Annotated in this window: 19 protein-coding genes and 1 riboswitch; of the genes, 3 read left to right on the top strand and 16 right to left on the bottom strand. The window is 37.8% G+C overall.

Annotated elements, in window-relative coordinates; translation table 11 throughout:
• Window positions 1–9: 9 nt before the first annotated feature.
• Complete coding sequence (locus AC1EK4_RS01250) at window positions 10–1512, bottom strand: 2-isopropylmalate synthase (RefSeq protein ID WP_480356724.1); 1503 nt, start codon at window positions 1510–1512, stop codon at window positions 10–12.
• Between the two features lie 275 nt (window positions 1513–1787).
• Window positions 1788–3317 carry a replicative DNA helicase gene (gene dnaB, locus AC1EK4_RS01245; protein ID WP_036900141.1) on the bottom strand — a complete coding sequence of 510 codons (1530 nt, stop codon included), beginning with the start codon at window positions 3315–3317 and terminating at the stop codon, window positions 1788–1790.
• A 102-nt stretch (window positions 3318–3419) separates the two neighbouring features.
• Here dnaB and ispE point away from each other — a divergent pair, with 102 nt between their 5' ends.
• Both ispE and AC1EK4_RS01235 read left to right on the top strand, forming a co-directional pair.
• Entirely contained in the window at window positions 3420–4262 is an 843-nt protein-coding gene (gene ispE, locus AC1EK4_RS01240) for a 4-(cytidine 5'-diphospho)-2-C-methyl-D-erythritol kinase (protein WP_480356723.1), read from the top strand.
• 2 nt (window positions 4263–4264) lie between these two features.
• Window positions 4265–4783 carry an NUDIX hydrolase gene (locus tag AC1EK4_RS01235; protein WP_036900144.1) on the top strand — a complete coding sequence of 173 codons (519 nt, stop codon included), beginning with the start codon at window positions 4265–4267 and terminating at the stop codon, window positions 4781–4783.
• A gap of 50 nt (window positions 4784–4833) precedes the next feature.
• Here the strand turns inward: AC1EK4_RS01235 and AC1EK4_RS01230 are convergent, their stop codons facing one another.
• The 3 genes from AC1EK4_RS01230 to AC1EK4_RS01220 are packed head-to-tail and all read right to left on the bottom strand — an operon-like array spanning window position 4834 to window position 7476.
• Complete coding sequence (locus tag AC1EK4_RS01230) at window positions 4834–5598, bottom strand: MBL fold metallo-hydrolase (protein ID WP_036900146.1); 765 nt, start codon at window positions 5596–5598, stop codon at window positions 4834–4836.
• Window positions 5599–5609: 11 nt separating this feature from the next.
• Window positions 5610–6620 carry a UDP-N-acetylmuramate dehydrogenase gene (gene murB, locus AC1EK4_RS01225; RefSeq protein WP_480356720.1) on the bottom strand — a complete coding sequence of 337 codons (1011 nt, stop codon included), beginning with the start codon at window positions 6618–6620 and terminating at the stop codon, window positions 5610–5612.
• Window position 6621: 1 nt separating this feature from the next.
• Entirely contained in the window at window positions 6622–7476 is an 855-nt protein-coding gene (locus AC1EK4_RS01220; RefSeq protein ID WP_036900149.1) for a DUF4348 domain-containing protein, read from the bottom strand.
• A gap of 128 nt (window positions 7477–7604) precedes the next feature.
• On the opposite strand from AC1EK4_RS01220, the gene pheS reads away from it, so the two are divergent.
• A complete protein-coding gene (gene pheS, locus AC1EK4_RS01215; RefSeq protein ID WP_036900151.1) occupies window positions 7605–8645 on the top strand; it encodes a phenylalanine--tRNA ligase subunit alpha in 1041 nt (346 codons plus the stop codon).
• Here pheS and cbiB read toward each other — a convergent pair.
• The 11 genes from cbiB to AC1EK4_RS01160 all read right to left on the bottom strand — a co-directional run.
• Window positions 8642–9580: an adenosylcobinamide-phosphate synthase CbiB gene (gene cbiB / locus AC1EK4_RS01210; RefSeq protein WP_480356719.1), complete on the bottom strand. Its 939-nt coding sequence runs from the start codon at window positions 9578–9580 to the stop codon at window positions 8642–8644. The genes pheS and cbiB overlap by 4 nt on opposite strands.
• Window position 9581: 1 nt before the next feature.
• Window positions 9582–10562, bottom strand: a complete 981-nt coding sequence (locus tag AC1EK4_RS01205; protein ID WP_480356717.1) for an aminotransferase class I/II-fold pyridoxal phosphate-dependent enzyme — start codon at window positions 10560–10562, stop codon at window positions 9582–9584.
• Window positions 10559–12004, bottom strand: a complete 1446-nt coding sequence (locus AC1EK4_RS01200; RefSeq protein ID WP_480356715.1) for a cobyric acid synthase — start codon at window positions 12002–12004, stop codon at window positions 10559–10561. The genes AC1EK4_RS01205 and AC1EK4_RS01200 overlap by 4 nt, the downstream gene beginning before the upstream one ends.
• Before the next feature lie 7 nt (window positions 12005–12011).
• Window positions 12012–12521, bottom strand: a complete 510-nt coding sequence (locus tag AC1EK4_RS01195) for a cob(I)yrinic acid a,c-diamide adenosyltransferase (RefSeq protein ID WP_480356713.1) — start codon at window positions 12519–12521, stop codon at window positions 12012–12014.
• Complete coding sequence (locus AC1EK4_RS01190; RefSeq protein ID WP_062434148.1) at window positions 12493–13782, bottom strand: cobyrinic acid a,c-diamide synthase CobB; 1290 nt, start codon at window positions 13780–13782, stop codon at window positions 12493–12495. The genes AC1EK4_RS01195 and AC1EK4_RS01190 overlap by 29 nt, the downstream gene beginning before the upstream one ends.
• Window positions 13783–13787: 5 nt before the next feature.
• The gene (locus AC1EK4_RS01185) at window positions 13788–15083 is read right to left on the bottom strand and encodes a hypothetical protein (protein WP_480356711.1); all 1296 of its coding nucleotides are present in this window, start codon (window positions 15081–15083) and stop codon (window positions 13788–13790) included.
• Between the two features lie 12 nt (window positions 15084–15095).
• Window positions 15096–17225: a TonB-dependent receptor plug domain-containing protein gene (locus tag AC1EK4_RS01180; RefSeq protein WP_480356709.1), complete on the bottom strand. Its 2130-nt coding sequence runs from the start codon at window positions 17223–17225 to the stop codon at window positions 15096–15098.
• Between the two features lie 60 nt (window positions 17226–17285).
• A riboswitch (cobalamin riboswitch) is annotated at window positions 17286–17485 on the bottom strand.
• Between the two features lie 441 nt (window positions 17486–17926).
• Window positions 17927–19117, bottom strand: a complete 1191-nt coding sequence (locus AC1EK4_RS01175; protein ID WP_480356708.1) for a clostripain-related cysteine peptidase — start codon at window positions 19115–19117, stop codon at window positions 17927–17929.
• 168 nt (window positions 19118–19285) lie between these two features.
• Window positions 19286–20776, bottom strand: coding sequence for a hypothetical protein (locus tag AC1EK4_RS01170; protein ID WP_480356707.1), 1491 nt, complete (start codon window positions 20774–20776; stop codon window positions 19286–19288).
• A gap of 41 nt (window positions 20777–20817) precedes the next feature.
• Window positions 20818–21528, bottom strand: coding sequence for a hypothetical protein (locus tag AC1EK4_RS01165; protein ID WP_480356706.1), 711 nt, complete (start codon window positions 21526–21528; stop codon window positions 20818–20820).
• A gap of 4 nt (window positions 21529–21532) precedes the next feature.
• Window positions 21533–22408, bottom strand: an 876-nt coding sequence (locus AC1EK4_RS01160) for a hypothetical protein (protein WP_480356705.1), incomplete at its 5' end; no start/stop codon positions are given.

Below are 22408 nucleotides of genomic sequence, written 5' to 3'. Positions count from 1 at the left end.
AGCTAAATATTACTTGTTCCTAAATTTATTGATACAGTCGATATATGCTTCAACAGATGCCGTTACAATATCTGTATTTGCCCCAAATCCATAGTAAATATTATCTTCGTATTCTACCTGCATATGCACCTTTCCAACATCGTCAGAGCCTTTACTGATAGCCTGAATAGTAAATTCTTTCAGTATCATATGTTTCTGAATGATTTTTTTCAGCGCATTGATAGCTGCGTCGACAGGGCCGTTTCCACTAGAAGCCTCTTCAAATTTTTGTCCGGAGATATCAAGTCCGATACTTGCTACGCTACGCACACCTTTTCCTGTAGTGACTTGTAAGAAGTCGAGTTTCACGGCATGAGCATCTGCCGTATCGGCTCCTGCTAACATCAAGATATCATCATCATTGACTTCTTTCTTCTGATCGGCTAATCTAAGGAATTTTTGATAAATATTATCCAACTTATTCTCATCGGTTACGTCCACTCCATTTACACGAAGTCTGTATTTAAGAGCAGCTCTGCCAGAACGTGCTGTCAATACAATAGAGTTATCATCCAACCCAACTTCTTTGGGATCTATGATTTCATAAGTCTGTACATTTTTCAATACACCATCTTGATGAATACCACTAGAATGTGCAAAAGCATTTCTACCAACAATGGCTTTATTGGGTTGAATAGGCATGTTCATCAGGCTAGAGACCATACGGCTAGTCTGACATATCTTTGTAGTATTGATGTTTGTATCAATACCAATACCTTGGTGGCACTTCAAAATCATAGCTATCTCTTCCAAAGAGGTATTACCTGCACGTTCGCCAATACCATTGATTGTCACCTCTACCTGTCTTGCTCCATTCAATACACCTTGTAATGTATTGGCTATAGCCATGCCAAGATCGTTATGGCAGTGTGTAGAAATAATGGCTTTATCAATGTTATCAACATGTTCCATCAGATATTTTATCTTCCGTCCGTATTCATCGGGAAGACAATAGCCCGTTGTATCAGGTATATTAACAACAGTAGCACCTGCTGCAATAACAGCTTCTACAACTCTTGCTAAATACTCATTATCGGTTCGCCCCGCATCTTCAGCATAAAATTCTACATCTTCAACAAACTTTTTAGCATAAGCAACAGCTTTCACAGCACGCTCAAGAATCTCTTCTCTAGTAGAATTGAATTTATATTTAATATGACTATCACTAGTTCCAATACCAGTATGAATACGCTTGTGTTTTGCATATTGCAAAGAATCGGAAGCAACTTCAATATCTTTCTCTACAGCACGAGTAAGCGCACATATTGTCGGCCATGTTACGGCCTTACTTATCTCTATGACAGAGTTGAAATCGCCGGGACTACTAATTGGAAATCCGGCCTCTATAACATCTACACCTAATTGTTCGAGTTGCTTGGCAATCTGAATTTTCTCAACGGTGTTCAACTGGCAACCGGGAACTTGTTCACCATCCCTCAATGTTGTATCAAAAATGTATAACTTGTCGCTCATTTATATGTGAATTATGATATTATACTTAATGAAAAAGCCTTTCACACTAATGGAAGTGAGAAAGGCTTACATATCTATATGTTAGGACTACCAAGACACCTCATCACTTCCTTCGGCTCGCTTAAGTCGAATATCAATAATGATGCTCTGTAGGTTTAGTCCTGTCATATTTCTTTTATTTTCTGCAAAAGTAATAATATTATCCGACATATACAAGCAATATGTTACTTTTTTGAATATTAATATTACAAATTATAACTTCCGTGTCGTGTTAATCAAAAAGGCATAACATCAGAAGGTGGAATCGGTGGTAAATTATCGCTTGAAGGGAAATCTCCAGACGGAATACCATTCATTCTAGAACCTAGGACCTCACCTCCCTCCATGGGTGGAGCTGCAGGAGCGGCCTCCGGATTCTGGAATCGAGTGAACTCGCCCTTAAAGGTAAGAAGTACATCCCCGGTAGCGCCTTTACGATGCTTGGCTATAATAATTTGTGCCATTCCATGCAAATCATTACCCTTTTCATCTTCAAAGATATGATAATATTCCGGTCGATGTACAAAAATAACCATATCGGCATCCTGCTCTATGGCTCCAGACTCTCGTAAGTCGCTTAATTGAGGACGTTTTCCTTCCAACCCATCTCTATTTTCAACGGTACGATTCAACTGACTCAATGCTAATATAGGAATATCCAATTCTTTGGCCAATCCTTTTAAAGAACGTGAGATGGTAGACACTTCTTCTTGACGGCTACCAAATTTCATACCATTTGCATTCATGAGCTGCAAATAGTCTATCATGATAATCTTCACACCTTTCTCACGGACAAGTCGTCTTGCCTTAGTTCGTAATTCGAACACGCTCAAACCGGGAGTGTCATCTATATATATAGGTGAACCGGTTAATTTTCTAACATTTTTATCAAGCCTGCTCCACTCATCCGGGGATAGTTGTCCATTTAATATTTTATTACCTCCAATCTCGCAGGTATTAGAAATCAGACGGTTTACCAATTGGACATTATTCATTTCGAGAGAAAAGAATGCGATAGGCACCCTGCTATCTACCGCAATATTCTTAGCGACACTTAATGCAAAAGAAGTTTTACCCATGGCCGGACGCCCCGCTATAATTACAAGGTCGCTCTTTTGCCATCCACTAGTCATCTCGTCTAATTTTGTATATCCAGTAGAGATACCAGTGAGCCCTCCGCTATTAGCAGATGCCTTTTGCAGTATTTCAATAGCTTGCTGAACAACAGGATCTATCTGGGTATAATCCTGTTTCATGTTTTTTTGAGAGATTTCAAATAGATTTCCCTCTGCTTCTTGCATGAGCTCATCAACATCAACCGTCTCATCAAAAGCTTTTGTCTCTATCTTACTAGCAAATGAAATCAGTTGTCGTGCAAGGAATTTCTGAGCCAAAATATGAGCATGAAACTCTATATTAGCCGAAGAGGCAACATGTGAACTCAAATCCACAATATACTGTGCACCGCCCACATCGTCTAATGTACCTGCATGTTTTAATTCTTCTGAAACAGTAAGAATATCTACAGGACGCTCGCTCATGTTGAGATTCTGAATAGCTTGATAAACTTTTTGATTGCGTGGCTCATAAAAAGTTTCTGGTCTCAAAATCTCTGAAACAATGGAAAATGCATCTTTGTCTATCATCAGAGCACCCAATACCACTTGTTCTACATCCAATGCTTGTGGCTGTAGATGTCCGAAATTAGTGTCAATATTGGATTGTTGTTTTCTTTTCGTCTTTACCGTATCATTTTTGTCTGGCATAATTAACTCCTTGTATTTCATGCAAAGATAAAAAAAAACGTATTGTTAAAAGGCATTTCACATTTATTTTTTATCTTTGCAATATACTATATTGATAATATTATGATTTCATTTCCTTGTGCAAAAATCAATCTTGGGCTCAATATTATAGGTGAACGTAGTAATGGATACCACGACCTAGAGACAGTATTCTATCCTATTTACTCTTTACATGATACACTAGAGATTAAATATATGGGAGAAGATTTTCCTTCAGATACAGATTGTGATTTGAAGATAACGGGAAATGTAATTGAATGTAACGAACAAGATAATCTCGTAGTAAAAGCTTATAATCTCTTGGCGTCCGATTTTGAACTTCCAAGGGTGCATGCTCATTTATACAAAAAGATACCATCTCAAGCCGGACTTGGTGGTGGTTCCAGTGATGCTGCCTATATGATTAAATTACTTGATGAACGTTTCAGACTTAATATAGGATATGCAGAGATGGAGCGATATGCGGCTAAACTAGGAGCTGATTGTGCTTTTTTTATTACTTCAGAGCTATCATATGCTACTGGATTGGGTGACATCATCTCTCCTGTTGATGGACCTAAAAGTAATTTGAATGGATACTATATTGTCATTATTAAGCCTGATATATCTATCTCTACAAAAGAAGCATATCAATCTATTGTCCCGCAAAAACCATTAAAATGCTGTAAAGATATTATTAGACAGCCCATTGAGACATGGAAGGAAGCATTACACAATGATTTTGAAATACCAATATTTAAAGCTCATGAGGAGTTGGCAGCTATCAAACAAACCTTATACGATCTAGGTGCCATTTATGCTCAGATGAGTGGAAGTGGTAGTGCTATCTTTGGAATATTTAGAATTGTGCCTAATGGATTAGAAGAACAATTTCCTAATACATTTATATTCTCATCCAAACTTTGAACATGCAAGACAATTTAGAAGAATATTTTCCCTATATAGATGAAGAAGGGAATATACTAGGAGTTATTACAAGAGGACAAGCACATAATGGTAGTAAACTTCTTCATCCTGTAGTACATTTACATATTTTTAATTCTCAAGGTGAACTTTTTCTCCAATTGCGTCCGAAATGGAAAGATATACAGCCATCTAAATGGGATACTGCATGTGGGGGACATGTAAATTTGGGAGAAGATGTCACTACAGCTTTGCAAAGAGAGGTGAAAGAGGAACTAAATATAGAGGACTTTAGCCCAACAGAGCTAGGCCATTATGTCTTTGAGAGCCTAATGGAACAAGAGCTTATATATTCTTTTAAGGCCATATATAACATTCCTATCTCCATTAACAAAGAAGAATTAGCTGATGGAAAATTTTGGACTATGCAAGAAATTCATGAAAATCTAGGAAAAGGCATATTTACTCCAAATTTTGAATCAGAGTATAAACGATATTTTGCTAACGAGCAAAAAAACATATAAAAATATCAATAGCAACTTTCTCCTACTTAATGATAATTCTAGCTAAGTAGTTATACGTCGATTTGTAATCCATCATAGGCAAATTGAACGTCTTGAGGAAGTCTTAAACTTGCTTCAGCATGTAATCCTATTTTATGTGTAAGGTGTGTCAAATAGGTATGTCGTGCACCTATTTTATGAGCAAACTCAATGGCTTCGCCTACTAATTGATGGGAATGATGTGGCCTGTCCCAGCGAAGTGCATTTACAACCAATGTCTCAATTCCTTCTAAATAAGGAAGTTCTGAATCTGGAATTGTCTTCATATCCGTTATATAAGCAAAACTTCCAAATCTATAAGCAAGTATTGGTAAATCATCATGTAATACTTGAAAAGGTAGTACACGGAAATCTCCAATAGCTAAAAGTTCATGTTCCCGTATCGTTTTGATGTTTAATTTAGGTACTCCCGGATACAAATCTTCTCCAAAACAATAAGGCATAGTATGCTGTAAACCAGATGTAACGGAACTGTCTGCATAAATATGGATGTCGCCAAAGCTACAATAAGGACGCAAGTCATCTATTCCAGCTACATGGTCGTAATGTATATGTGTTATCAACACAGCATCTATACGCCGAAAATCTAAAGGGAGCAATTGCTGACGAATATCCGGACCACAGTCAATAAGGATACGAGTATTGGCTGTTTCTAGAAGACCAGCACACCGAAATCGACGGTCTCGTGGATCACAACTATGGCAAACATCGCAAGAACAGCCCAATACAGGGACTCCATTAGATGTTCCAGTGCCAAGAAAAGTGAATTTTGGCATAATCTTATAAACTACAGAATATTTACTTCCGGTTTAATTTGAATATCAAATTTTTCCAAGACAGCTTCACGAACGGTATTACATAAAGCTAATACATCGGCTCCCGTAGCGCCACCTCTATTTACAAGAACTAAAGCTTGCTTATCATGAACGGCTGCTCGTCCCAAAGCCCGACCTTTCCAGCCACTCTGTTCTATAAGCCAACCTGCAGGAATTTTTACGTGTAGTTCATCAATTGGATAATGTGGCATTTGAGGATGAAGTTCTATTAAATGCCCAAGTTGTTCTTTGCTGATAATCGGATTCATAAAGAAACTCCCTGCATTTCCTAATACTTTTGGATCTGGAAGTTTGGCTTGACGAATGGATATGATAGTATCTCTTAATTGCTTAGCAGTTGGAACATCTATGCCTTGAACATCTAAAGAAGAACGAATATTACCATAATCTAGGCGTGGATTGAATTTTGTAGATAAGCAATAGACTACATAGGTAATTAAGTATTTATGATGCCATTCATTCTTAAATCTACTTTGCCGGTATGAATATTGGCAGTCGGCATTGGTAAAAGACACTTCTAGTCCTGTAGAAATGTTTATAGCTTCAACTCTATCTATAACATCTTTTATCTCTACCCCGTATGCTCCAATATTTTGAACGGCACTGGCTCCAACCTCACCGGGAATCAGTGATAGATTTTCTAATCCATAATATCCTTGATTTACAGCATATTCTACTACATCATCAAATGTAGTACCAGCCCAACAGCGCAACCAAACTTTATCTGCATCTGCCTTTATAACCTTTATATCTAGACGCGATTCTGCTTTAACAACAGTACCATGATAATCCTTGGTCAGCAAAAGGTTACTACCACCTCCTAGGATAAAGAAAGGGGCCGTTAGTATTGAAGCTGTTTTCTTCGCATCTTCTAAATCTGTGTATTGAATAAAAGATTTACATTTAGCCTCAATACCAAATGTATTGTAATTTAACAAATTAAAATTTAGACAATATTTCATTCTACATTGACAACTTAATAAGTTTCCAAGAATTACCTAAATACTTGAATGTCAATTCAGTTTCTAGTCCATTGGCAATACCCCTAATTACAAATACTTTCTCACGACTCTCTTTATATGATTGTCCATAAAGAATATTATATATATAATTGCTTGGTAATTGAGGAGCAAAAGACGACCATTGTTCCGGCTCTAAAGTTCCATTCATAATGCCAAAATCATCGTCAGGATCTGGACCGGAAAATTGTAGAGGATTATGCACACTATTAATTTGGAATGTAGAATCTGTAACAAATTTATAGTAAAAGTTTAAAAATGAAGCGTTAAGATTTTTATGCATCCCTTTATATGCAATATTTATTAATCTCCATTGGCCATTAATACGATTAAATACGTACTCTTTGATGGTCTTTTTCTTAAAAAAGATTTTTTCAATCACAACATGGTCAATCGTAGTATCTTTGACAACCTTCATTTGTTTGGCATTGTCAAAAATCAAAGTATAGAATTCCTGACGCATGAAGAAATGCTCCATCGTCCATTGATTTCTTTTTATTTGTTCGACTTTATTGTCATGATAAACCGGCAATGGAAAGTTAATGCGTTCAAATTGAAGTTTCTTATTGGCTGCAAAATTAAAAATAAAATCATCAAAGAGTTCATCGGCTGCTTTTGGCATCGGAGTTTCTGCTATTATATTATCCATTGTATCTATAGCAGAGCTATCAATCCTGGCTGTATCTACAACAACAGAATCCATAGTCTCCAAAGGCTTTTTATTCCGACAACCGGTGATGGAAAAACTGATTATTGTAGCCACTACTACAATAAAAAAACAAAAAGTATTTTTTCTCATGACTCTAAATTTTGGGTCTTAATATACCCTCTCAAATCAGTGCAAAAATACAACTTTATTTCTATATTCTTTCTTCTTTTAGCATAAAAATATTACCTTTGCATATATTTTTCAAACGACTGAAACGCATGTTATTAGAAAAGATTGAAGCACTGTTGAAAGAGGTGACGGAACTCACGGCTACAAATGCTGAAGAAATTGAACGCCTCCGCTTAAAATATCTCAGTAAAAAAGGTGAAATCAATGCTCTTATGGCAGATTTCCGTAATGTGGCTGCAGATCAAAAGAAGGCAGTAGGTATTGAGCTCAATAAACTGAAGCAAACTGCTCAAGATAAATTGAATGAGTTGAAAGAGAAAGTAGATACTGCCGAAAGCCAACATGAGGATTTCGATCTTACCCGTACTCCTTATCCCATTCCACTTGGAACACGCCATCCATTAACCATCGTCAGAAATGAGATTATTGATATTTTCCAACGTATGGGATTTACTCTCTTTCAAGGACCGGAAATAGACGATGACAAGCATGTGTTTACAATGCTAAACTTTGCGGCAGATCATCCTGCCCGCGATATGCAAGATACATTCTTTATAGAACAAACCAATTCCTCGGATGTGACTAAGAATGTTCTATTGAGAAGCCATACATCGGGTGATGAAGCTCATTATATGGAAAATCACCAACCTCCTATTCGCATTATTTGTCCGGGACGTGTTTACCGTAATGAGGCTATTAGCTCACGTGCACACTGTTTTTTTCATCAAGTAGAAGGACTGTATGTTGATAAAAACGTTAGTTTTACTGACTTAAAACAAGTTTTACTAACATTTGCTCGTGAAATGTTTGGAGCTGATACAAAGATTCGCTTGCGTCCTAGCTATTTCCCATTTACTGAGCCTAGTGCAGAAATGGATATTTCATGTAATATCTGTGGTGGAGAAGGATGTACTTTCTGTAAGCATACGGGTTGGGTGGAAATCCTTGGGTGTGGTATGGTAGACCCACATGATTTGGAGGCATGCGGTATCGATTCTAGTGTCTATACAGGTTATGCATTTGGTATGGGAGTTGAACGTATCACAAATTTAAAGTATCGTATTAGCGATTTGCGTATGTTCTCTGAGAATGACGTACGTTTCTTGCGTGAATTTGAATCGGCAAATTAAAGAACTGCCAAAGTTAAATAAAACACAATCAAGGCAATTATTGTCAACAACTCAACTGAGCGATTGATAATAATTGCTTTTTTAAAATCCATAATGGTGAGTTCACGAGGGTTAAAACCTATCATAGGTTTATCAACCCATTCTCCAAAATATAAATGAGAGCCACCAAACCTACAATCTAGTATTGCTGCTAATGCACTCTCTGGATAACCACTGTTGGGACTTAAATGCGCCTTTCCATAGTGCATTACGAATTTTATTTGTCTAAATTTCCCACTTACAAGCAACATCATCAAAGCTGTTAATCTCGCTGGTAGATAATTAGCGATATCATCTATGCGTGCAGCTATACTTCCAAATAGAAGATAACGTTGTGTTCGATAGCCAATCATAGAATCCAATGTATTAACCATTTTATATGTCAATATCCCCGGAACACCCAATATAGCTAACCAGAATAAGGGAGCTACGACACCATCGCTTAAGTTTTCTGATAATGTTTCAAGAGTTGCTTGTTTTATCTCTTGTTCAGAAAGGCTACTTGTATCACGTCCCACGATTCTTGATACTTGTGCTCTCCCCTCTTCAAGGCTATGTTCTAAAGCACTAAACACCTGCTTCGATTCTTTTATTAAAGTGGTACCGGCTAAACAGAAGAATATTAAAATACTTTCTATACCTATTTCAAGCCAGATAGATATGAAAGATAATTCATGTATCAGAAAGTATGCAAGTGTATATACCGAGCCAATAAGTGCTAACGCCATGACTCCTCCCTTTAGCATCCTATGCCGTCCCCGATTCATGATTCGTTCTCCAAAAGCAATTGTTTTCCCAAATAATACAATAGGATGTGGGAGCCGCTCCGGATCGCCTAAGCAGAAATCCAATACCCATCCTATAATTAACGATAGTATTTTTGCAATGTAAGCCATTTTAATGAAGTCGATCTAATAAAGCCACTAGCTCTAAATTCTCTACAGGTAATTGTGTTGCCACTCTGAAATATGAATCGTCTAATCCTACAAAATTAGAAGCATCACGAATCAATATACCATATTCTTGAGCTAGCCGTTGTTTCAATATGTTAGAGGAAGGTCTTCTCTTAAGGTCAATCTTTACAAGGAAGAAATTGGTCTGGGTAGGTAAAGCTTCATATCCATCTAATTGATTGATATGATTTCTAAACAACTCTGTTTCTTTTCTCAACCATTGTGTGGCTGGTAATACGTTTTTTCCTTGGAGCCATAATCCAGCTTCCAGCGCTAAAGTATTTACGCTCCATGGACGATTTATCTCTCGTAATGCCTGTATTAACATTCTATTTCCAACCACATATCCAAGTCTCAATCCCGGTATACAATATTTCTTTGTCATCGAATGGAGTAGAAATACATTTGGACGCCATACTACTTCTGCATCAGTAAGTAATTGCTCTAGTGTATAATCTTCATAAGCTTGATCTATGATAAAGATGTCTCTCGAGCTATCAATCTCTTCCAATAATGTTTTCTTTGGGATAACTAATCCTGTGGGATTATTAGGATTACACACCCAATGAATCTTTTTCGAGGATTCAACCTTATGCTTAAATCGATTGGAAGCCAATGCATACTCTGAAAATGTAGGACTTGGAATTATCGGTTCCGCATCAGAAAAGAGTGTTGATATTAAGTAGATAGCATCAATAGAACCACTAGTCACCAATATTTCATCTTGGTGAATTCCTATAGAATTTGCCAAAGAAAGTTCTAAATTATGGGCATAAGGTTCCGGATAATGTGAAATAGTATCCAAACGATGAGCTAATTGTGCTTTTAGTTCATGTAGTTCTGCATGCCCCCATATATTAGAACTAAAATTTATACAAATATTTTTGTAACGATATAAATCGTCGCCATGAAGACTCTCTATCATACTTCTCCCTTCATAATTGAGTATAAACAATCCATATCAAGATTAGACCGAACATGGTTTGCAAGCAAATCATACTGTGTTTCCTTATACTTTTTAAGATTAAAACCCTCTTGGGATTTGCCGGCATAGGGAGCTAACAAAATATCAATAAACGAAATATTATCTAAGATGCCATGAACATATGTTCCATACACCTTATCCCTATTTACAATTTTACCATAATTACTAGTTCCATCCCTTAAAACACTTTTACCATTATGAATTTCATAGCCATTCAAGAGATAGCCCTCGAAAGAAAATTCTACTCGTTGAGTCGCTTTATTACAGTCCATGGTAGTCGACATTGGGAGTAATCCAAGTCCCGGTAATCTATCTATATCTCCTTCCACATGATTAGGATCGAGCACTTCTTCACCTAACATTTGGAATCCCCCACAGATTCCCATTATTGTCTTACCATTCTCATGAGCTTTCATAATCGCTTGTGCACAACCATTACGTCGTAGCTCATAGAGATCTTCCAATGTACTCTTGCTTCCCGGAATAATGATAATATCGACTTGTGCTATATCTTGAATATTGTTAGTATAAAATAGATTGACACGTGGGTCACGCTCTAATATATCAAAATCAGTAAAATTACTAATATACTTTAGCAATATTACGGCTATATTAATCTTATCATGGCTTACTCTCCTATTCTTAAATATTAAATCAACGCTATCCTCCTCCTCTATATGAATATCGTTGAAATAGGGAATAATCCCAAGAACAGGAACTTTACATACTTCTTCCAACATCTTACGCCCATCCTCAAATAGACGCATATCCCCTCGGAATTTATTGACTATAATCCCTTTTATAAGTTTTCTGTCTTCGGGATACTGCAAAGCTATACTCCCATAACAACTGGCAAAAACCCCACCACGATCAATATCAGCAACCAATATGACTGATGCACCGGCATATCTAGCCATAGCGAGATTGACTATGTCTTGTTTTTTTAGGTTGATTTCTGATATGCTACCAGCTCCTTCCATAACAATGGGATGATACATTTGGGCTAACTTGTCAAATGCATTATGAGCTGCTTGCTGCAAGTGTTCTCGTCCTTCTGAGCGGAAATATTCTTGTGCACTGTAGTTACCTATAGGACGACCATTTAATACTACTTGTGAGGTGTGTTCTCCTTGGGGTTTCAACAAGACTGGATTCATATCCACTTGACATTCTAAACCTGCGGCCTCTGCTTGCACAGCTTGAGCTCTTCCTATCTCTAACCCATCACTCGTGACATAGCTATTCAAGGCCATGTTCTGAGCTTTAAAGGGAGCTGGAGCATAGCCATCTTGTTTGAATATTCTACATAAAGCTGTTGCCAGTACACTTTTACCAACATCACTACCTGTGCCACACAGCATTATTGGCCTTAAACCAGTCATATATTTATTAGTCAAAATCCTCATCTGTAGCTAAAGCAAAAAGAAAATCACTCAGCCTATTCATAAAAACCATGATTTTTTTATCTTGTGGATATTCGCGGTTAACAGTCCATAATCGTCTTTCCGCAGTGCGAGCTTTACTTCTAGCCATATGCAAATAGGCCTGTAGGAAGGTTCCACCAGGCAATACAAAGCGAAATCTTCTATCTTTGGTAACCCTATCTATCTCTGTTTCCATTTCTGAAGTTAGCTCTTTCAGTTCTTCCTCACGTGGATTTTCTTTTCCCGGTGGAGTTGCTACCAAGCTCATTATAGTCATCAACTCCTGTTGAATCCTGCATAATAGGAGTCTCCGAGTATCTCCTTTTCGCATAGAAGCGCATACAACACCAATATGACAATTCAATTCATCAATTTCACCATTGGCTTCTATCCGTATATCATCTTTATCTACTCTAACACCACTGCGCAAGTGGGTTTGCCCATCATCACCAGTCTTTGTGTATATTCTTGCCATAATTCCAATATAAATGTGTATAACTTGCCGTCACATTCTTATACTTAAAAAATGGACTATCAACTATCTCGTTTCTTGCATTGCGAACTTCTGCTATGGTTTGCGGTCTTTGCCCCACAAATTGAGTGTAGTGAAATTCATGCCCTCGTAACTTCAGACCATTGGGTAATTGCAATTTACGATAGCCTAACGAAAGTTTACGATGCTCATCTTCTGCCGATATAACGTGATTAAATAGGCCAACCATTCGTCGACTCCCCTCATGAGTTCGTATTTCTTTGCACAAATACATCATACCTCCACACTCAGCCCATATACGTCCACCATGTTCACCATATTGGTATATTTCGTGCATAGTATATTCAGAGAAATCGTCTAGGTGCTTTTCTGGGTAACCACCGGGTAAATATAGCAAATCCGTATTGCGCGGAATAGTAAAATCTTCTTCCGGATTAAAATAAGTAATATGCCCCCATTTCTCCATCATATCAACATGTTCTTGATAAAGGAAAGAGAATGACTCCTCATTTTTTGCGACGCAAATATTCCATCCTCGTGGAGGTATATTTGCTAAATATGAATCATTATCTTTCGGGACATCGCGCATCACACTCTCCAATAACTGGTCAACTTGTACATATTCAAGGAAGTATGACATGTCTTTTTCCTTTATTTTGGTGAAATTCAATCCCAAATATCGACTAGATAGCTCTATATCTTTGCATTTTTGTAGATATCCAAAACATGGCAATTCCAATTCTTCTGTAACTTGACAGAGCATATTATAATGTTGAGCAGAATTTACCTTATTGAAAATAACACCAGCAATTTTGATATTTGGACGAAACTCCATAAAACCTTTCAATAAAGGAGCTATAGAGTATGCTGCACTTTTAGCATCGACAACTAGTATCACAGGAATATCTAATATGGATGCTATTTCTGCCGAAGAGCCTTTATCCCTGTCATACCCATCATACATCCCCATCATGCCTTCTACTATACAGACATCGGCTCTCTGCGCATAGTGAGTATAGATGGCTTCTACACAACATGTAGAAGCCATAAAGGTGTCAAGGTTAAGTGAGGGGCGTCCGCATGCTACTGCATGAAACTTCGTATCAATATAATCCGGACCACACTTAAATGGCTGCACATGTAACCCTCGCTTGGTCAGTGCCGACATCAATAGCCGGCATACCGTAGTTTTACCTGAACCCGATGTAGGAGCAGCCAATAAGAATTGTGGAATACGTTTCATTCGTTTTACTTATCTAATATATGGGTAATCCTCGTAAATTGATAACCGGTAGCTATAGTTATCCCCTTTGTCAACTCCTGCGTTCTCTTATTATAGACATACACACATGCCGGACTGTCTTGTGGATTTACGCCTATAAAGACTTTATTATTCAAGATAAATGAACGTTGTGAAAATGTCCCGCTGCTATAAGGTAATGCTTTACCTTTATAAGTAAACTCTTTCAAAACATTAGTAGACAAGTCTAGCAATGCATAATAGCAATTATAGTTTGCCCCCCAACCTTCGCTAAGTCTATTGTCTTTACTGGTACCTGTATGTTCAGGATCTTGGATATAGAGCAGAGCTTTATTACCCCCAACATAATCACAAGTTACGATCTTGCCATTATTTGTACCTGTGTTCATACCTATATATGACTTGTCAAATTTCTCTTCACCGTTATTGATTCTGACTATACGACTATATTTAGACGTAGCAGATTTAGCACCAGCTATACTAGATAACAGAGGAAGATATAGATTCTGATTATCGTCAAAAAAACTTTTATCCTGTAAGAGCTCTCCATAAGCCGTTCCGTCCATCTCTTCTCCTACGGTCGTTGAATCTAATTTTTCTACTGCCATTGTTGTCGGATTGATAAAGGCTGCAAAAACCTGCTTAGTAGCCTTTTTGGCTTTTTCGCAGAAAAAATAGATTAATTTGTTATCACTAGCACGATAAGTAGCCAAGCCAGAGGTACTATATTGTTTCACACGGGTCTTTTTAGCTAAATCTAAACTTCCTTCGGCTTCAATAGTCATATTATCTGTATTATATTTTGTCCAAACGACATCGTTTGCTTTACCATTAGCTGCCATGACAACAAGTTCATTATTAGCCAACCAAGCATGTGTATATCGTCTATCTTTATAAGTATTCTTATCGAAAGGACGTTCCTTGACCGTTATAATTTGACCATTAATAATCTGATACTTTCCAAACCTGTCTTTCTCTTTGGGTATCTGATAATAGTACATGCCCTTAATAATAGATTCTTGATATAATTTGGCTGTCACATCTACGCCGGTATTCTTAAAGTTAATAGTACTATCTCCTTCCAAACTCTTCAAATTTTGTACGATGATTGCATCATTGCTACCCATACCGGTACTTTGTCCGGGAGTTACCCAAATATCATAATGAACTCCCAATATCTCATCAGGATTCCGATTCGGTTCGTCATCGTTAGAGCAAGCTGTGAATAATCCACCCACAAAAATACTGGTTGCAACGATTACTAATAAATATATTTTCCTCATCTTATTATGTTGTTAATTAATAAAAACTCTGAATTTGCACATCCATTCCCTACCGGGTTTCTGTAGTTTATAGTTGTCGTAAGCTTTTGTATCAAAAATATTGTTACACTCTAGTGAGATATTATATCTCATTTTGTCCCATGAATACGAGAGAGTTGTCGAATGGAGATTTTGCGTTGGGATATGTGCTTTAGAAAATAGGGAGCCATATCCTTCCCATGTCAGATAAAACCAATGTACATATTGATACAAATAGCTGAAGCGTATATTCGTATCCTTACAAAATAGATTGGTCTTCTGTAACATTATTTCCGCATTCCCATAAAGCCATGGACGGTTGGGAAGTCTATTTTTGTAGGTCACAGATTCCTTACCATCATTCATCCATCTATTCATATCACGTGCATTCTGATAAGTTCCATTCAGTTTTAGCTGCAACCAATCAGCATACGAGTAACTCACTTCGCCTTCTACTCCTTTCACTGTGACATTATTTACATTCTTATATTGTAGCAATCCATCCTGTTCAGACAAGACTGCATGAATATAATCTCTCACCTTACGGACAAATCCTGCAACTTCATAATCTAAGCGATACGTTTTGCTGAATACTGCATGTCCATACAATCCTAAGTTTACATTGTCGCTATTCTCTGGTTTTAAAGCTAAATTGGCATAGACAGTAGCACCGTTACCCAAGAGTTCATTGGCCAGCGGAAGTCGAGCTGCATGCTCAAAAGAGCCCTTTACAGAAATTTCCGGCAACAGTGTATAACGGCTACTGAGCCCGTATCCCATATAATTCTTTGTCGTATTGCGAATCGCATTCATGGAATTAGTTATCCACGGAAGATCGGTTTGTCCAACTTTTACATGATTAATATAATCCTTTAAAAATACAGATGCTTGCCAACGACCTTTCAAGCTAACATAATAAGATAATCCTATAAGATGTTTCGTAATTCTATCACTCGACGGTTCAAAATCTGTATCGAGTTCATCCCAGCGTCGATTACCGGTACTATACATCAAATAATTAAGATTGAATGATTGATTATGTCCAAGCGTATAATCAAAATTTGTTCTGATGGTGGTAAGCGGACGACTATAATGTCGTAGCTGTTTACTACGACCAGTAATCTCATTGCGAACAGTATTAATGTAACTACCGTCCCATGCATACTTCCGATAAGTAGAATCTACAGTCACAGCCTTATCCCAAGTTTGCGATATAAGAGCCTTCAATCGTAAACCATCCACGAAGAAATTGTGTTTATCGTAACTCATCGATACATTCCAAGCATGCTGATTACACTCTGCCTGACCATATACAATACTCTGTATCTGTCCAGTTTGCAATTCCTTATCTTTCTTTTGACATGATGCAGAGACGAAAAACGCATCGGCCCACGATTTATTCTGAACTCCTACTTCCATTTGCCCTAATAAGAAAAAGTATCCATCATGAAATCGTTTTGCATCAGTTTCTATATAAGCATCTGCTTGCTCATTCCATAATTCCACACCCTTCATACGGTAATCATTCTTCGAATAAGCCAGTCCGAACGATGGTCGTATCACGATTCCGGATTTAGGTAGCACCCATTGCCCGTTTAAGTCGGCTAGTGCGGTATGAAACGAACCTGCTGTTACAGATACATCTAAATAGTTTTTTATTTTTCGAGTAGTCACTAAATTAATAGCTCCCCCCAATGCGTCTCCTCCTAGATAAGAAGGTACGACACCCTTATATATCTCAATATAATCTATAAGACTGATAGGTATGTTATCAAGCGAGGCATTACGTCCTTTCAAATCCAAGGGTACACCGTCAAGAAAGTATCTCACCGACTTACCCGACATCCCATTTAAGGATAATTCATAATCTGCCCCCAAACCACCTTCACGTCTTACTCGTGCGCCGGTAGTCTGATTAATGAGGTCGGCTAGATTTGTTGCTACATTTGATTGGTTGCGTACATCGATCATATTCATGTAGAAACCACTTTCTTTCAATTGGCGCTGTTTGCTTTTTGCTGTCACATGTACGCCCTTTAAATTGATAGAATCGGCAATATCATCCTGTGCCCATAAATATATAGGTACAATCAATGCTACAATCAACGAGGCTAAGCCTTTCATTATTATCAAATGCGATTATTTAATAAATTGTAATATACCCCATCACCCGGAGGCCATATACAACGATAATTAGATTTGGTAGGTCTTCTGACTTTCTCCATCATCTACACCTTCCCGTCGCACGTCAATGTACGCCAGTGGCTTTCATTGGTAGATAACACAAGGAGATTACAGCAGCGGGTACTGTTCGGGACTTACACCCGATTCCCTTTTAATCAAACAGGCAGTAATCTGTCTGAACCAATATCTGTTTGCAAAGTTACCCTTTTTACTGTAAGAAACAAAATTAACACAAAATGAATTCTACTAATGAGAGTTTTTTTATCGAAGATTTAATTTTACAATATGTTTTCCTTGTCTAACCTTAATTCCGCAACATTATTATAAATTAAACTTTTTAAGTACCTGAGCAACAAAAAGTTGCTCAGGATTTTGCCATGTCAGAATTTTCACTTATCTTAGTGTTGCAAAAAAACAAGAGAATCCGACGATAGACATGGCGAAGATACAAATTAAATCTGAGAGACTCACTCCTTTTGGGGGATTATTTTCGGGTCATGGAGCAATTTGACTCCACATTATCATCTGTAATCGACTCAACCCTCGGTCTAAGGTGTAGACTCGATAATAATTCAAAAAACCATAAAAGCTCATTTATAGAACCCACCTTAAATAATTCTTATCCCGAACAGGATCATTTACTAATTTGATATCACTCGTTTTTGCCAATCAGTATGATTATGAGCTTTATTGAGAGCTGGATTATAGGGATTATCGATATATACAGACAACCCAGAATGCTGAATAATTGGTAGGGAAATAAGATGAGATGTGTTATTCTTATAAATCACAAGATGGTTCATCACCCTATCTATCTCTTTACGCTGCTCTGCTGTTAGAGCCAAATAGTTAAGATATTCGCTAAAGTCAAAAAAGAGATGCGTAGAATACCGATCATAAGGTTGAAACAAACTCCTTTGGTTAGACAAATCCTTATACAAGGAACTCTTAAAAAGGATCTGCCTACTTAATTCTGCCATTTCCTCAAACGCATTAGCTCTAATAACACTAATAGTGGCAGAACGATAAATACCCTCCTGCTTATTCCAATAGTCAAAATAAGCTGCAGCAAACGCTATTAGAGGGCGAGGCTGATTGCATCGAGTACAAAAGAGTTTACTCAAATGGGTACGATAAATAGGGGTAAACCCTGGACTGAGAATTTCTGTAGCAGAGGCAATAAAATAATCGGCTTTATTACGCAACGAATAAAGTGCTTCAACATTTGCCATAAAACACATGTCAAAAGCTATAAATGCAAATCGATGATCGGGTATTGCTCCTGCAAAATCGTCGATATTCATATAGTGTGTGCCATCTTTAATGAGCGCACGTGTTACAATCCCATCACCTTGCACCTTGGGGATACCGAGCATATTAGCTTCCTGTATGTTAGTAGCAGCAGAAGTATGTCTTTCTGCAGGTAGCCATCCCGTAGCATGACTAAATACAATGAAACCATAGGTATCTGCTGGAGCAAAATGAGACATATCAGCAATAGCGGTTGTGAGTAGCACGCGGTCAGCCATATTATCTTGAGTATAAACGCGAAGCGTATCCCATTGCTTTTGATCATTGCTCATAGTAGCTTGCAATAACAAGGGGGGATGCTTCCCATCATCTGTAACCACTAAGAGCTTACCCATACTAGCATTCCAACCTGTTAGCAATGCTTCACACTTACTTTTAGCTTCTGCCGATAAGTCATTATCGGCTGCAATATAAGCCAAAACTGTACGGGTCTTATACTGCTGCTGATAGATATTTTCCTCTTTCGAACAAGAAAAAAGAATAAAGAAACTAAAGACAAAACATAAACTTATTATACGCATAAAAGCAAAGATAAGACGATATAATCAATTAGGTAATCCTCTACAGTATAGCTTGTTCTAACGCTACTGCAAAAAGAATTTATAGAACCCACCTTAAAATATATTAGGCGTGCGCTTTCGGGAGTCCGAGTGCTAACACGCCTAATAAAAACACTAATTACTTAAAGCTTAATTGCGGAAAGGAAGAATGAAAGAGGGTTCATTTTGATAGAAATAACTATCCAAAAGTAATCCCTGAACACCACTATATACGCGACCCATCGTGCAAAATCCCCTTCCGTTATAACTAGTCCAGTAATTTTCTATTATATATCTAACAACATCACTACCAGCATCTTTGTCCCAGTAATTCTCGTTAGCTATATCCTGCACTTTTAAAGAGGCACCTTTATCACCTAAATAGCGCGTTTGTACAACAACGCCTGGATAACGATATGTATATTTAAAAGCTGTAAGATACTTATTATTAGCACCCTTAAATCTAAGAGCATAAGCTACATTTTTTTCAGTAGAATAATAATCTGAAGTGACGGATAAAGGAGCATTCTCTCCATGGAATTTTACAGTTTCTTTAATATTCTGTGCATTGACTGCACCAGAAAAAAAACTTGCAGAACCATCAAAAGTCCACACACGATACGCCATAACCATAGCTTCATTCCATGTAGGAATATGCCATCCTACAGGCGAAGGATCTCCATCGTTTGTACCTTTATAGGACGCTGGCGCATTGGTAGACTTTGCAATAGCTTCCGTCCAACTTATAGCAGATTGCAAAGCGGAATTATACATATTGATATTATCACCTGTAAATATTTTATTGCTATTCCACAAACGAGAATCTGTTGGTTGCATAGAAGCCTTCTCTTCTCCGCCTGTTAAGTCTGTTTTATTACGTCCCCATTGATAGCTCTTTGCAATATTGTTTTGACCGAAATTATCGTCTGTTACAACAGGACCAAATTTATTTAGATCTGTAACATAAGCCTTTGCTACATAGGCAACAGGATTTGACGATGCAGTAGCAGCTTTCTGAGTCAAAGTAATCAATTTGGGTGCAACCTTATTAGGAGCGTAAGCATTCTGCACTTCTAATACTGCTGAGCGGTCATAGAGGTCCACATTTTTGCCAATCTTCACCAAAAATGTCTGTTGTAATTTGCCACCGCTAATATTAGCCTTGCCCAATTCACTAACAGAGATCCAAGGGTATTCTGCCTTATTTAGCAAGATACGGCTTTCCACAGTAGGGCTTTCCACATTCACCTTCAAATAGTAAGCTTCAGGAGTTTCGACCTTAATGCTTGTCACCTTATTAGCCTCTGCATTGTTGGCAGTATGCTGTACAGTAGCAGCAGTACCTTTGTCATTAGTAGCAACAATCGATGTTACTGTAGGCATCGCAGCATCTGCACCAGGTTTCAGTGTCGATACACCTCCTTCATCCCAATCTTTTACTTCTACAATATTAAAAGTCATACGAGAAATATCATCTGAATTGCGAAGCTGAACGATATAACGCGTATTACGCTTTACTTTTCTGTTGGTAAAAGGAATTGAAAATAGAGCTTTCTGCCCTTTATAGGTACCTTGCACATCAACAATTAATTGGTTCTCCTTATTTTCATAAGTGTAGAGCTGCATATACATCTTTTTCATATCGCCACTAACCCCCTTATTAGTAACAAATGGTCCAGTAGCTAAAGATGCACTCCTAAATTATCATCACAATAAAGTTCAGGAGTCTGTCCCTTAACGAGATAGGACTGATTAATATCATTACGAAGTCTGGCACCTGTCAAAACAAACTCACCATTTTTTGCCGTAGTTAAATTCTCGATATCAATACGTGCGGAAAGACGCTCTAAGGTAAAAGTAACTTTGGGACGAGGAGAATTAGAATTAACATCAGGTATAGTCACTTTCACCGGAGCTGTAGCACACATCGGGAAGAAATTAGCCTTACCAGCTTCTTGTGTGATAAAGGTTTTAGAAACTTCTTGGAAAGTTTTTCCTTCTAACCTCTCTATTTCTTTTTTAGTCAAGGATAGATTAGCTGTAGCCAAGAGATGTAGCACGCCATCTCGTCGCATATAGAATTTGCCTTTTACACCCCCTTCAGAGTCTCCTCCTGCAGTTAGCGTCAACACTTCGGTTTGCAAAAGTTTGTCAGGCTGTCCGTTTTTATCGCTAAACACATAAACACGAGCGTTGCTCAAAGCTTTCTCTGTTACATCTGCAGGATAGGTACCGGCATAAGTGATAGGCGCTAAAGTTCGTCCTGGGAAAGTGATTTCGATGGCTCCATCATTAGCTTGGCTATCAGAGCCAGCTATATTGTCTTGATTGCTACAAGCCGACAATAAAAAGGCTGTCGGAAGCAATAATGTTAGAATTTTCTTTATTTTCATGTTTTTATCCTTTTTGAATAATAGTTACTACAGTTTGCTGATTATGATTGATCTTATTACGCAGAATAAGACGCGCAGAACGATCTTTCCCTGTGGTATTGGCTGATTTAACGCAAACATTTATACCATAAGGAATGCTATTATACTTAGCATAGGCTATTCCGTGATGCGGATTAAGCCTCAGCCAATCTCTTACCAAAGTATGTGTGTCCACAGGGAGGACCTTGTTTTGCGCTTCATCAACTATTTCCCAATCAACATTAGCATTAACAGTAACGTACATGACTCTATCACTGGCTTCTTTCTTAAAAGAGATTGTCTGTGTATTGAAATCCATTGTAAAATATCCATCAGCAGTAGCGGGGTCCCGAATCTCCGAAACTCTTGGAGTTACTGGACTCAGTTTTGCTTCAACAGTTTCCTCATTCCATTTATCTACAGTGACTGTTGCCTCAAACTCACCTGGAACAGCCTTCTTTATCACCAAGGTGTAACGAGTATTGCGCTTAAATCCTAAGAAATCAGCTTGACCTTCTATCTTGAGGTGCTTTTTGTAGATAACTTTAGTCTCACGCTCTTTATCGCCTTTCCATAGCGTACCCTCAATTATAATAAGCGGAGCACTTGCTTCTTCTGTAACAGCATCGCTAATGTATGGATAGAACACGTGCTTATAATGAGTATGAACAATATCGGTAGTAGTAGCTGCAACTTCCTCCATTTCAATAGCACCGTTTGTTGCAGGAGCAGTAGGAAGAATTGCTTCTGGAAGTGCTGGAAAAGCCACACTAATTTGACCCACCCTGGCAAGTATTTTAGACCCAGTAAGGTTAAAATAATGAGACCCACCTTGCCAAAATAAGAATGACCCTTTGAAACG

Source organism: Prevotella sp. C0026C3 (assembly GCF_056590795.1).
Note: the sequence above shows the minus strand (reverse complement) of the source record. Positions and strands in the feature narration are given on the sequence as shown.

Bases quoted from the DNA above. Each gene is read 5' to 3' on its own strand.
- AC1EK4_RS01205 (WP_480356717.1), bottom strand. From the start codon at position 10,562: ATGATAGAGAGTCTTCATGGCGACGATTTATATCGTTACAAAAATATT.
- AC1EK4_RS01175 (WP_480356708.1), bottom strand. From the start codon at position 19,117: ATGCGTATAATAAGTTTATGTTTTGTCTTTAGTTTCTTTATTCTTTTT.
- AC1EK4_RS01230 (WP_036900146.1), bottom strand. From the start codon at position 5,598: ATGCCAAAATTCACTTTTCTTGGCACTGGAACATCTAATGGAGTCCCT.
- murB (WP_480356720.1), bottom strand. From the start codon at position 6,620: ATGAAATATTGTCTAAATTTTAATTTGTTAAATTACAATACATTTGGT.
- AC1EK4_RS01200 (WP_480356715.1), bottom strand. From the start codon at position 12,004: ATGACTGGTTTAAGGCCAATAATGCTGTGTGGCACAGGTAGTGATGTT.
- AC1EK4_RS01250 (WP_480356724.1), bottom strand. From the start codon at position 1,512: ATGAGCGACAAGTTATACATTTTTGATACAACATTGAGGGATGGTGAA.
- cbiB (WP_480356719.1), bottom strand. From the start codon at position 9,580: ATGGCTTACATTGCAAAAATACTATCGTTAATTATAGGATGGGTATTG.
- ispE (WP_480356723.1), top strand. From the start codon at position 3,420: ATGATTTCATTTCCTTGTGCAAAAATCAATCTTGGGCTCAATATTATA.
- AC1EK4_RS01165 (WP_480356706.1), bottom strand. From the start codon at position 21,528: ATGAAAATAAAGAAAATTCTAACATTATTGCTTCCGACAGCCTTTTTA.
- pheS (WP_036900151.1), top strand. From the start codon at position 7,605: ATGTTATTAGAAAAGATTGAAGCACTGTTGAAAGAGGTGACGGAACTC.
- AC1EK4_RS01220 (WP_036900149.1), bottom strand. From the start codon at position 7,476: ATGAGAAAAAATACTTTTTGTTTTTTTATTGTAGTAGTGGCTACAATA.
- AC1EK4_RS01185 (WP_480356711.1), bottom strand. From the start codon at position 15,083: ATGAGGAAAATATATTTATTAGTAATCGTTGCAACCAGTATTTTTGTG.
- AC1EK4_RS01235 (WP_036900144.1), top strand. From the start codon at position 4,265: ATGCAAGACAATTTAGAAGAATATTTTCCCTATATAGATGAAGAAGGG.
- dnaB (WP_036900141.1), bottom strand. From the start codon at position 3,317: ATGCCAGACAAAAATGATACGGTAAAGACGAAAAGAAAACAACAATCC.
- AC1EK4_RS01180 (WP_480356709.1), bottom strand. From the start codon at position 17,225: ATGAAAGGCTTAGCCTCGTTGATTGTAGCATTGATTGTACCTATATAT.
- AC1EK4_RS01190 (WP_062434148.1), bottom strand. From the start codon at position 13,782: ATGAAACGTATTCCACAATTCTTATTGGCTGCTCCTACATCGGGTTCA.
- AC1EK4_RS01170 (WP_480356707.1), bottom strand. From the start codon at position 20,776: ATGAAAAAGATGTATATGCAGCTCTACACTTATGAAAATAAGGAGAAC.
- AC1EK4_RS01195 (WP_480356713.1), bottom strand. From the start codon at position 12,521: ATGGCAAGAATATACACAAAGACTGGTGATGATGGGCAAACCCACTTG.